At 45.1% G+C, this 12242-nt stretch carries 8 protein-coding genes; all 8 read left to right on the top strand.

Annotated elements, in window-relative coordinates:
* Window positions 1-561: 561 nt before the first annotated feature.
* The 8 genes from priA to ACWODM_RS03675 all read left to right on the top strand — a co-directional run bounded on the left by priA (window position 562) and on the right by ACWODM_RS03675 (window position 11903).
* Window positions 562-2967: a primosomal protein N' gene (priA, locus tag ACWODM_RS03710; RefSeq protein WP_455320025.1), complete on the top strand. Its 2406-nt coding sequence runs from the start codon at window positions 562-564 to the stop codon at window positions 2965-2967.
* A 41-nt stretch (window positions 2968-3008) separates the two neighbouring features.
* Entirely contained in the window at window positions 3009-3500 is a 492-nt protein-coding gene (gene def / locus ACWODM_RS03705; protein WP_455320024.1) for a peptide deformylase, read from the top strand.
* Window positions 3493-4434, top strand: a complete 942-nt coding sequence (gene fmt, locus ACWODM_RS03700; protein ID WP_455320023.1) for a methionyl-tRNA formyltransferase — start codon at window positions 3493-3495, stop codon at window positions 4432-4434. Before def ends, fmt begins: the two co-directional genes overlap by 8 nt.
* Before the next feature lies 1 nt (window position 4435).
* Window positions 4436-5785, top strand: coding sequence for a 16S rRNA (cytosine(967)-C(5))-methyltransferase RsmB (gene rsmB / locus ACWODM_RS03695; RefSeq protein ID WP_455320022.1), 1350 nt, complete (start codon window positions 4436-4438; stop codon window positions 5783-5785).
* A gap of 13 nt (window positions 5786-5798) precedes the next feature.
* Window positions 5799-6539, top strand: a complete 741-nt coding sequence (locus ACWODM_RS03690) for a Stp1/IreP family PP2C-type Ser/Thr phosphatase (RefSeq protein WP_455320021.1) — start codon at window positions 5799-5801, stop codon at window positions 6537-6539.
* A complete protein-coding gene (gene pknB, locus ACWODM_RS03685) occupies window positions 6536-8728 on the top strand; it encodes a Stk1 family PASTA domain-containing Ser/Thr kinase (RefSeq protein WP_455320020.1) in 2193 nt (730 codons plus the stop codon). Before ACWODM_RS03690 ends, pknB begins: the two co-directional genes overlap by 4 nt.
* Before the next feature lie 143 nt (window positions 8729-8871).
* On the top strand, window positions 8872-9351 hold the full coding sequence (locus tag ACWODM_RS03680) for a CtsR family transcriptional regulator (RefSeq protein ID WP_455320019.1): 480 nt from the start codon (window positions 8872-8874) through the stop codon (window positions 9349-9351).
* 59 nt (window positions 9352-9410) lie between these two features.
* Entirely contained in the window at window positions 9411-11903 is a 2493-nt protein-coding gene (locus ACWODM_RS03675) for an ATP-dependent Clp protease ATP-binding subunit (RefSeq protein ID WP_455320018.1), read from the top strand.
* The last annotated feature ends 339 nt before the right edge of the window (window positions 11904-12242 follow it).

The following is a 12242-nucleotide window of genomic DNA, read 5'->3' as shown; positions in this document are numbered from 1 at the left end:
ATGTAGAGGAAGTCTTGTGACACAGTATAGTATAAACAAGGAAATTTCCAGCTCACCTGTCCGGAAAATGGCACTCATGGTGCAAGACCGCTTTGAGCCTCTTGCAGAGTCTCGCAGCTTTCGGCGTTCAAACCCAGAGTAGTCATCAGAAGAACACCGATGCCAACTCTGGGTAATTCATCCTCATCTTAGGTGCACGATGAGGCCTTTTCCTACCAGATGATCTTCCAATTTCAGTTTCAAACCATAACTGTTTGCTGCATTCATTATTGATCAGTTTGATTTATTCAGACAGGAACCAAAACTGGAAGGATCAGCCGCAGGAAGGCCGTTGTCGTGCCCTAAAAGAGCTGAATGAATTACTCTGAGTTGGTGAGAATCACCCTACTCAGAGTTTGAACGTCAGCAGCCGATGAAACTCTGAAAGAGGTTCCCGGCGGTCTGGCACAACAAGCGGGACTTCCGGAGGATGCTCCTGGAAGTTTCTCACTGTCTGTACTAACAGTGTTTCGCAATGGAAGAAAAATGGATGAATAGTAAAAAAAAGAAAGGGAAGATTGTATGTCATTTTTAGCAGAAGTCATCGTGGATGTACCAACAATGCAGACGGATCAGCCCTTTACTTATTACGTACCTGAGGAATTGCAGGGAGTGATTGAAGTTGGCATGCGGGTGGAGGTTCCTTTTGGGGACGGCAACCGGCATATCCAGGGCTTTGTCACGGCACTTCCTGAAGAAACGACCTTTAAAGAAGACTTGAAGCCGATCATCCGTACACTGGATCTGGCACCGGTAGTGAATAAAGAGCTGCTTCAATTAGCAGATCACATGAAAGAAACGACCTTTGCCTTCAAGATCACTTGTTTGCAGACAATGCTTCCTAGCGTGATGAAGGCAGAATATCAGAAAAAAATCCTACTGAAGGATCCGACGCATCCAATCAAAGAACAATATTTTCAAACAACCGATGAAATAGACTGGCAGGAGGCTGAGGAACAAGGAATCTTGAATCAGCTCAAAACACTACGAGAAGAAAACATCGTGGAAGTTCAGTATCTGGTGAAAAATAAAAATAAAGTCAAGACCATTCGTTATGTGAAAAGTTTGCTGACAACTGAGAATCTAGCTGACGCCCAGTCGGGAATTCGTAAAGGGGCCAAGCGGCAAGAACAGCTAGTCGCACTATTAGTAGAACATTCTGCCCAGCCCACTTCTTTTTACACGGAGCAGGGAATTTCGACAGCTGTGTTGAATCAGGGAGCTGAGAATGGTTGGTTATCATTTGAAGAAGTCGAAGCCTATCGTGATCCTTATCAGCATCGTGATTTTGAACAGACCTATGCATTAGCTCTGAACCAAGAGCAACAGCAGGCAGTCACCGCGATTCTAGAAGCAGAAGCACAACAACAATCTAGGGTCTTTCTTCTGGAAGGAATCACCGGTAGCGGTAAGACGGAGGTTTATTTGCAGACGATTGCGTCGCTTTTGAAAAAAAATAAGACAGCGATCATGCTAGTCCCTGAGATCGCTTTGACCCCGCAAATGGTCGAACGTTTTAAAAGTCGTTTTGGTGAAGCGGTGGCGGTGCTACATAGTGGCTTGTCGCAAGGTGAGAAATATGATGAATGGCGTAAGATCGAACGAGGAGAATCGCAAGTCGTTGTCGGTGCTCGTTCGGCGATCTTTGCCCCATTGAAAAATATTGGTGTGATCATTGTCGATGAGGAACATGAAGCTTCTTATAAACAGGATGAAGCTCCTCGTTATCATGCAAGAGATTTAGCAATCTGGCGAGGTGCATACCATCAGTGTCCAGTCTTACTAGGGAGTGCCACGCCCTCTTTGGAGTCACGTGCTCGTGCCCAAAAAAATGTCTATCATTTGCTCCAGCTTAGTCAACGAGCCAATCCGAACGCGAACTTGCCGAGTGTCGAAGTGATCGATTTAAAGGACGAATTTGCGCAAAAAAATACGAGCACCTTCTCTCGGGTTTTACAAGAGAAGATCGCTGATCGATTGGCAAAAAAAGAGCAGACGGTCTTATTGTTGAATCGCAGAGGCTATTCTTCCTTTGTGATGTGCCGTGACTGTGGCTATGTGCTACCCTGTCCGAACTGTGATATTTCTTTGACGCTACATATGGATACGAAAACGATGCGTTGTCATTATTGCGGACACGAGGAAGGCATCTCTCACCGCTGTCCAGACTGTGGAGGCAATAAGATTCGCTATTATGGAACCGGGACGCAAAAAGTAGAAGAAGAGCTACAACAACTGTTTCCGGAGGCTCGAATCTTACGGATGGATGTCGACACGACCCGTAAAAAAGGGGCCCATGAACGGATCCTGCAAACTTTTGGAGCAGGTAAGGCGGATATTTTATTAGGAACCCAAATGATTGCGAAAGGCTTGGATTTCCCCAATATCACCTTAGTAGGGGTATTGAATGCTGATACCGCACTGAATCTTCCGGACTTTCGTTCAAGTGAACGGACCTTTCAGCTGCTGACTCAGGTCAGTGGACGGGCAGGACGAGCAGAGAAAGCCGGCGAGGTCATTATCCAAACCTTCAATCCAGAGCATCATGCGATCGTATTGGCTCAGACACAAGATTATGAACAGTTTTACCAAAGAGAAATGTTTATCCGCCATCAAAGCGGTTATCCACCCTATTATTTTACAGTCAAGATCAACTGTAGCCATCCAGAGGAACAACTGGCTGCTAAGCGAATGTATCAGATCACCCAACAGCTGAGAGAAGTCCTCAGTCCACAAAGTATTTTGCTGGGGCCGATTCCAAGTGGTGTCGCACGAATCAAAAATCGCTACCACTATCAGTTGATCATCAAATATAAAAAAGAACCTGAATTGTCCCGTCTGTTACGTGATATCCTGGAGAGTAGTCAAAAGGATCAGCGACAAGGACTCTATGTATCGCTCGACAATGAACCATTGAATTTTATTTGACACGATGAAGAAAAATTTTAAAAGACATATAGGAGAAATTTATGCGCTATCCAATTATTATTCACCCAGATGACAAGCTGCGAAAACCTTGCGAGCCAATAACCGTCGTAACCGATGAGCTGGTTCAATTGCTCGATGACATGTATGAAACGATGATCGCCCATGACGGGATCGGGATCGCGGCACCGCAGATCGGCAAAAATATTCAAGTAGCGGTGATCGAGATCGAAGAGGGAGACCGCTTTGAATTGATCAATCCGGTGATCCTTGAAGCCAAAGGAGCTGAGGTCGATGTGGAGGGTTGCCTAAGTATCCCTCATGTCTATGGCACAGTAGAACGAGCCGATGAGGTCACCGTGCGTTACTTTGACCGTGAAGGCGAAGAGATGGAAGTCCAAGCCTTTGGTTATCTGGCAAGAGCTTTTCAGCATGAGATCGACCATTTGCAGGGACAACTATTCACCGATAAAATGATCAAAAAAATTCCAGAAGATGAACTGGAAACGTATATGGAGGAACATGCCAATGACTAAAGTTGTATTTATGGGAACCCCACAGTTTTCAGTTCCTATTTTAGAAGGACTGGTGGTAGCAGGCTACGAGGTCCAGGCAGTAGTTACTCAGCCGGATCGTCCAGTGGGGCGTAAAAGAGTCATTACCCCTACGCCTGTAAAAGAAGCTGCTTTGCGCTTGGAGATTCCTGTGCTGCAGCCGGAAAAAATCTCTGGTTCTCCTGAAATGGAGCAGATCAGAGACTTACAGCCAGAGATTATTGTGACGGCTGCTTTTGGTCAATTTTTACCAGAAAGTTTGTTGCAAGTCCCAGTTCACGGAGCCATCAATGTCCATGCCTCACTCTTACCCAAGTACCGCGGTGGGGCGCCAGTCCATTACGCGATTATGGAAGGGGATCAGGAAGCAGGCGTGACCATCATGGAAATGATCAAAAAAATGGACGCTGGTGGTATTTATTCTCAAGGAAAATTACCGATCACACGACAAGATGATGTAGGAACGATGTTTGACAAGCTAAGTTTGCTGGGGAAAGAATTATTGTTAGAAACTTTGCCTAAAATTTTGGAGGGATCGCTGAAACCGATCCCTCAAGAAGAAGCGAAGGTGACTTTTTCACCAAACATCACACGAGAGCAGGAAGCCATTGATTGGAACAAGACCGCCGAGTCAATCGATCATCAGGTTCGCGGCATGCGTCCGTGGCCGATTGCCTTTACGATGTATCAGGAGCAACGTTGGAAATTATGGGCAGTGACGCCACTGGAAGAAAAGACCGATGAGGCTCCAGGAACGATCATTCACCGAGGAAAAAAAGAATTATGGATCGCTTGCGGCGAAGGCACTGTTTTAGCGGTCAACGAATTGCAGCCAGCAGGTAAAGGTAAACAAGCGATCGCGGCCTTTTTGAACGGCTCTGGCCAACAAGTCGCAGTAGGACAGCAGGTGGGATAAAATGAAGAAAAATACGAAAAAAACGGTCCGTTATGTGGCTTTGAGAGCCTTAGAAAGAATCGATCAAGGCGGAGCTTACTCTAATCTGCTGCTACGGGAGCTGATCGAAAAAAGTCGGTTGAGCGACAAAGACAGTCGTTTACTGACGGAGCTAGTCTACGGAACCTTGAGTCGTCAAAGATTATTGGCATTTTATATTCAACCATCTATCGTGAAAGCTAAAAAAGTCGATGATTGGGTCAAACTGTTGCTGGAGCTTTCCTTGTACCAGTTGCTTTATTTGGATAAAGTACCTAGTCATGCCGTCTTGAACGAAGCCGTTGAGATTGCTAAGGCACGAGGAAATGAAGGAATCGGCAAGTTTGTTAATGGTGTTTTGCGAAACATCCAACGTCAAGGGGTACCTTCCTTAGAAACAATCAAAGATCCAATAGAACGCTTGAGTCGTGAGATCAGTCTACCGAAGTTTTTGACGAAAAAATTGGTGGCGGAGATTGGGGAAGAAGAGACACGCAAACTAGGCTTGTCTTTGTTTGAACCCAGCCATATCAGTTGTCGGGTTGATACCCGCAAGATCACTCGAGAAAAAGTGTTGGAGATCTTGGAGGAAGAAGGGATCGAAGCTCGAAAAAGTGAGGTCTCTCCTTATGGAATCATTGCTGACAGAGGATACATTGCCGGTAGTAGCTTGTTCACTTATGGCTTGATCACGATCCAGGATGAGAGCTCCATGCTAGTAGCTCCAGCTTTGCAGATCGAAGCAGATCATAAGGTATTGGATGCTTGCGCCGCTCCAGGTGGGAAAACGACACATATCGCAACGTTTTTAGATCCAGCAGTTGGTGGGAAGGTCACTGCACTGGATATCCATGCCCACAAGACAGCCTTGATCGAGGAAAATGCCAAACGTCTGCAGGTAGTCGACGTAGTTGAAACGAGAACCTTAGATGCTCGTGAAGCAGGAACTGCTTTTGCGGAAGAGTCCTTTGATCGAATCTTAGTGGATGCTCCTTGCTCAGGTATGGGTCTGATGCGTCGCAAACCGGATATCAGATACAACAAAAAACCAGAAGATTTTCAAAAGCTACCTGTTATCCAGTTAGATATTCTGGAGAGTGTCGCACCTGCTTTAAAGCCTGGCGGATTGTTGGTTTATAGTACCTGTACCTTTGCTCCGGAAGAAAATCAAGAGGTCGTCGCTGCTTTTTTGGAAAGACACTCTGATTTTTCTCTAGTAGAAGTCCCTGTGGGTAACGTGGTACAATCAAGTATCGAGAAAAACATGCTGACGATCTATCCGCAACAATATATGACAGACGGATTTTTTATTAGCTGCTTACGGAAAAAATGATGAGGTGAAGGATATGGAAATTCATTATCAGACGGATGTAGGAAAAAGGCGTAATACTAACCAGGATTACGCGTCTGTGTTTACCAACCAAAAAGGCTTTATACTGGCTTTGCTGGCTGACGGCATGGGTGGTCATCGTGCGGGCGATGTCGCTAGTCATGATACAGTGGAGGAATTGGGAAGTAAATGGCAGGCATCCGATATTGCTGATAGCGAAAAAGCTGCACAATGGCTGATCCAGCATATTCAGGAACAGAATACGACGATTTTTGAACGAGGACAAGCCAATCCTGATTTGAATGGTATGGGAACGACCTTGGAAGCTGTTGCTTTATTCGATGATCAGTTTACTTTAGCTCATGTAGGTGACAGCCGCACGTATTTGTTGCGAGACAAAGAATTGATTCAATTGACAGAGGATCATTCTCTGGTAAACATTCTGGTCAAAACCGGCGAGATCACTAAAGAGATGGCTGCCAATCATCCCCGCAGGAACGTGGTCACACGCTCGATTGGGATGCCGGGAGCGGTCGAAGTGGATGTGGTCACACATTTCTCTGCTAGCCAGGATCGTTTGATCCTTTGTTCTGATGGACTGACGAACATGGTTGATGAACAAACGATCCAAACTTATATAGAAACAAGTTCTTCCCTTGAGGAAGCAGTTCAGCGATTGATCACAGCTGCGAATGAAAATGGCGGCGTGGATAATATCACTGTCTTGTTGATAGACCTTGGAGGTGTCACTCAATGATAGAGAGCGGGAAAAAATTAAGCGGCCGTTATTTGATTTTGGGAAGTATCGGCAGTGGTGGTATGGCAAATGTATTTTTGGCGAGAGATTTGATTTTGGACCGAGAAGTGGCTGTAAAAGTTTTGCGATATGACTTTCAGGACGATAAAAATGCGATTCGTCGTTTTCAGCGGGAAGCCTTGGCGGCAACTGAGCTGGTGCATCCGAATATCGTTTCTGTCTACGATGTTGGCGAAGAAGACGGCATGCAGTATTTAGTCATGGAATATGTCAAAGGGATGGATCTGAAGCGTTACATCCAGACCAATTACCCCATGTCTTACGAGGAAGTCGTCGATATTATGCAGCAGATTCTTTCCGCTGTGGCTCTGGCACATCAGCATCGCATCATTCATCGGGACTTGAAGCCACAAAATATTTTGATGAACGAAGACGGTGTCGTGAAGATCGCTGACTTTGGGATCGCGATCGCTTTGTCTGAGACTTCAATCACACAAACCAATACGATGCTAGGTTCCGTACACTACTTGTCTCCGGAACAAGCACGAGGCAGTATGGCGACTAGTCAATCAGATATCTATGCATTAGGGATCATTTTGTATGAGATGTTAACGGGACACGTTCCCTTTGATGGCGAGTCAGCGGTAACTATCGCGTTGAAGCATTTTCAAGATGAGATCCCCTCTATTCGACCTTATAATAAGGATTTGCCGCAGTCCTTGGAAAATGTTGTGTTGAAAGCAACAGCCAAAGAGACAGCTGATCGTTACAAAACAGCGGATGAAATGCAGGAAGATCTATCGACAGCCTTGTCACCGGATCGCTTAGATGAACCCCGTTGGGAACCTCATGCATTGGTGGCAGACGAAACAAAAGTTTTGACGCCAATTACAGAGGACACACCAATGCCTACCGCATTCAAGGAAATGCCGACACCGGAACCAGAAAAAGTTACAGAGGAACCAGAAAAGCCAGTCAAGAAAAAGAAACGCAAGCGGAGACTATTTATTCTGTTACTCGTGTTGGTCGCGCTGATTGGTGCAGGTATCTACGCGCTGACTGGCAGTCGGGGAGATGTCACGATCCCGGAAGTGCATGGGATGAGTGAAGTAGACGCTCAAGCAGCTCTGGAAGAAGTTGGGTTGACTGTGGCAGAGGAGACCGAAGAAGTTCCCAGTGAAGAGATCGAAGAAGGTCTAGTCGTTCGAACCAATCCTGAAGAAGGCACCGACGTCAAAGAAGGACGAGAGATTGTTTTATATGTAAGCTCCGGTCTGGAAACGATCGAATTGAAGGATTATGTTGGGGATCAGTATGAAGATGTTGAACGAGCATTGCTGGACTTGGGCTTTTTAAGAGCGAACATTCAAAAAGACGAGGAAAGCTCAGATGAAGTTCCAGAAGGAGAAATCATCAGCCAAGATCCAGAAGAAGGAACGGAACTGGTACCTAGCACGGCTAAAGTAAGCTTTGTGGTCAGCTCTGGACCAGAAACGGTCGAGATGCCAGATCTGGGAGGGTTGACCGAGTCAGCTGCACGTTCAGCCTTGGCTAGGGCTTCACTAGGAAACAATCCTGTTGATATGGAAGAAGAGTATAGTGATCAGCCGGAAGGAACCGTAATCGGACAAAATCCGACTTCAGGGACCGATGTTTCTATAGGACGAGAAGGAACAGCAATCACGCTAACCCTCAGTCTAGGAGAAGAGCCGGAAGAAACGGCTGATGTTCCAGATGTGGTTGGCCTCACTCAGTCGGAAGCTGACAAAGAGTTGCGAGATGCTGGCTTTAGTGTAGAACTTGTGGAAGAAGAGAGTGACAGCGTAGAACAAGGGCGTGTGATCCGGACTGATCCATCAGGAGGGACCGAATTAACCAAAGGGGAAACGGTTGAAATGGTGGTTTCCACTGGTTCCACACCAACGAAGACCTTTACCGTCAATGTCCATGCTTCCTTTGATTCAAATGGCTCTTCAGAACAGGTGATCACAGTCTGGCTAGAAGATTTGAATCATTCTTCAAAAACACAGGTCGAACAGAAAGTATTGAATAGTAACAACCAGTCGGAACAGATTTCGATTTCTGTGACGATCGAAGAAGGAGAGAGTGCAACCATCTACGCTCAAAGAGCTGGCGAAGACGAAGTCAGTCAGGAAGTAACAGGTGCGACCACTCTTCAAGTACCTTAATACAAAAGCAAAATGATAAACCAAAAGATGAAATTTTGGTTTATCATTTTTTTGTGCATACATGAACCAAGCCTTCTCCTTTCCAACTCAGAAAATTTTCGGTATAATTAAGGTCAATATTAGTCAAGGGAGGTCACGTATAAATGGGTCATCAAAATACTTCTGATTTGATCGAGGCATATTTAAAGAAAATCCTTGAAGAAAGTGAAATGATAGAAATTCGTCGTGCAGAGATGGCAGATCTATTTAACTGTGTCCCTTCACAAATCAACTATGTGATCAACACTCGTTTTACCATTCAACGAGGCTATACCGTAGAAAGTAAGCGCGGCGGTGGCGGTTATATCCGGATCGAAAAAATCCAGATCGCTAATTATCATCATTTTTTAGAACAAGTGAATCAGCTCTTTGATCAAACGATCTCAGAGAGAGATGCAGCGGCAATCATTCAGAAGTTATATGAAGAAGGTATTTTATTGAAACGAGAAGGCAATTTGTTATTGACGACAATTAGTAAAGCTGTTTTAGGAAAATCCGAAGAAGAAAACAAAATACGGGCAGAGATCATGCACGGTATTTTAGAACGATTGAGCTATGAAGACAGAGAGATGCCTTCCACTTAACTCAAACAAAGAGAAACAGAACATATAAGACTTTTAATCTATTAATGGGAGTGAATGAGATGGATGAACTATTCACACAACGGGCGAAAGCTGTCTTGGCGATCGCACAAGAAGAAGCAAAATACTTTAAACATCAATCGGTAGGATCAGAACATATTTTATTGGCACTGATCATTGAGCAAAATGGGATCGCAGGTAAGACCCTGAGAGAAATGCGGGTCAATGAAAATGATATTCGTGAAGAAATTGAACATTTGACAGGCTATGGAACAATGAAAGACTATCCTACAGGTGGTTTTCTACCATATTCTCCACGAGCAAGACAAATTTTTGCCTATGCTGGCGATGAAGCCAAACGCTTAGGCGCCCAGCAGATCGGCACAGAGCATTTACTACTGGGATTGTTGCGTGACGAAGAGATCTTAGCCTCTCGTATCATGTTGAACCTAGGGATGAGTTTAGCGAAAATGCGTCAGCTGTTGAAGAAAAAAATGGGTGTCAATCAGCCGAAAAATCCCAACAATGCTGGACGTCGTCGTTCACAGCAAAATAGACAGCAAGCACCACAAGAAGGCACGCCAACACTGGATTCTTTAGCAAGAGATTTGACGAAGCTAGCTCGAGAAAAACGTTTGGATCCAGTCGTAGGACGTAGCCCAGAAGTCAAACGTCTGATTCAGATTCTTAGCCGTCGTACAAAAAATAACCCCGTTCTTGTAGGAGAACCAGGGGTTGGTAAAACAGCGATCGCTGAAGGATTGGCTCAAAAAATCGTGAACGGCGAAGTACCGAAAGAAATGCAACAAAAACGTTTGATGATGTTAGACATGGGAGCATTGGTTGCGGGGACGAAATACCGTGGCGAATTTGAAGACCGCATGAAAAAAATCATTGACGAAATCTATCAGGATGGACAGATTATCTTGTTCATTGACGAGCTGCATACACTGATTGGTGCAGGTGGAGCAGAAGGAGCGATCGATGCTTCTAACATCTTGAAACCGGCTTTGGCTCGGGGCGAACTACAAACGATCGGTGCAACGACTCTTGATGAGTATCAAAAATATATTGAAAAAGATTCCGCTTTGGAACGTCGTTTTGCCCGTGTGCAGGTCGATGAACCAACGCCTGAAGAAGCAGAAGAAATCTTAAAAGGACTACGTTCACGCTACGAAGAACATCACGGTGTTGAGATCACTGATGATGCGTTGCATGCAGCTGTTCAGCTGTCTGTTCGCTACATCAATTCACGTCAATTGCCGGATAAAGCGATTGATTTGATGGATGAGTCTGCAGCGAAGGTCCGCTTAGACAAAACGGATGAAGCCTCAGAAACGTCTGTTTTACAAGAAGAACTATTGGCACTGTCAGAAGAAAAAGAAGCGGCGATCCGCAACCAGGATTTTGAAACAGCTGCCCGCTTGCGAGTAAGAGAAAAAGAATTGCATCAACGTCTAGCAGAAGTAACCTTTGTCGAAGTCAAAGAAGCTTCTGGTTATGAAAACAGTGTCACTTCAGAAGATGTTGCTTCTGTCGTTTCACAATGGACAGGTGTACCCTTGAAGCAAATGGAGAAAAAAGAAAGCGAACGTTTGCTGGACCTGGAAAAAATCATCCATCAACGTGTCGTAGGGCAGAGTGAAGCCGTTCAGGCAGTTTCTCGTTCGATCCGCCGGGCACGAAGCGGATTGAAAGATCCAAACCGTCCAATTGGTTCCTTCATGTTCTTGGGCCCAACTGGTGTTGGTAAGACAGAACTAGCCAAAGCCTTGGCAGAAGCGATGTTCGGCAGTGAAGATGCCTTGATTCGCGTGGATATGTCAGAATTTATGGAAAAATATAGTACCAGCCGTCTAATCGGTTCTCCCCCAGGCTATGTCGGTTACGATGAGGGTGGACAGCTGACAGAAAAAGTTCGATCAAAACCTTACTCAGTTATTTTGCTGGATGAAGTAGAAAAAGCCCATCCAGATGTCTTCAATATCCTGCTACAAGTCTTGGATGACGGCTATTTGACAGATTCTAAAGGGCGTCGCGTGGACTTCCGTAACACAATTTTGATCATGACGTCAAACATCGGGGCAACAGAGCTTCGCGAAGAGAAGAATGTTGGTTTCAATGTTGTGGATGCCTCAAAAGATCATGCGGTCATGCAAAAACGGATTTTGGAAGAGTTGAAAAAAGCCTACCGTCCAGAATTTTTGAACCGGATCGATGAAACGGTCGTCTTCCGTTCACTGGATCAAAGTGAGATCCATGAGATCGTGAAGATCATGAGTCGTTCAATCATCAAGCGCTTGGCAGAACAAGATATCCAATTGAAGATCACTCCGGCTGCCTTGGATGTTATCGGTAAAGCTGGCTTCGACCCAGAATATGGGGCGCGTCCAATTCGACGAGCATTGCAAAAAGAAGTGGAAGATCGTTTGAGTGAAGCCTTGCTTTCTGGTCAGATCCATTTAGGTAATCAAGTCACGATCGGTGCTTCTAAGGGAACGATCACCTTGAATGTGAGAGAACCAAAAGAGAAGAAGGTATTACAAAACGCATAGATCCTTCAAGATCGAGACAAAGACAAATCAGTTAAATTGAGAAAATCCAAAGCAGATAGTGCGAACTTCTGCTTTGGATTTTTTGTCTTTTTAACCAGTAGACCAGGTTTTATTAGATTCGCTTCACTACACAACGAAGGCTGCTTTTGTCGACCGTGAGACAGACTTGAGCCTAAAGTCTCAAGTCTGCCAAGCTTCAAACTGAGACTAATCGCTTAAGCGACCAGTCTCAGTAATTCACATCGGCTCTTCAACACGGTGACGTCGCAGTCTTGTTGTTTCGTTCCGCTAAGATTAAAAGAAAAAATTTCTCTGGTTTTATAATCATGAAGGTGATCA

It is taken from the genome of Enterococcus olivae (genome assembly GCF_053760925.1).
Note: the sequence above shows the minus strand (reverse complement) of the source record. Positions and strands in the feature narration are given on the sequence as shown.

Coding starts and splice junctions, on each gene's coding strand:
- priA (WP_455320025.1), top strand. CDS start 562: ATGTCATTTTTAGCAGAAGTCATCGTGGATGTACCAACAATGCAGACG.
- def (WP_455320024.1), top strand. CDS start 3,009: ATGCGCTATCCAATTATTATTCACCCAGATGACAAGCTGCGAAAACCT.
- fmt (WP_455320023.1), top strand. CDS start 3,493: ATGACTAAAGTTGTATTTATGGGAACCCCACAGTTTTCAGTTCCTATT.
- rsmB (WP_455320022.1), top strand. CDS start 4,436: ATGAAGAAAAATACGAAAAAAACGGTCCGTTATGTGGCTTTGAGAGCC.
- ACWODM_RS03690 (WP_455320021.1), top strand. CDS start 5,799: ATGGAAATTCATTATCAGACGGATGTAGGAAAAAGGCGTAATACTAAC.
- pknB (WP_455320020.1), top strand. CDS start 6,536: ATGATAGAGAGCGGGAAAAAATTAAGCGGCCGTTATTTGATTTTGGGA.
- ACWODM_RS03680 (WP_455320019.1), top strand. CDS start 8,872: ATGGGTCATCAAAATACTTCTGATTTGATCGAGGCATATTTAAAGAAA.
- ACWODM_RS03675 (WP_455320018.1), top strand. CDS start 9,411: ATGGATGAACTATTCACACAACGGGCGAAAGCTGTCTTGGCGATCGCA.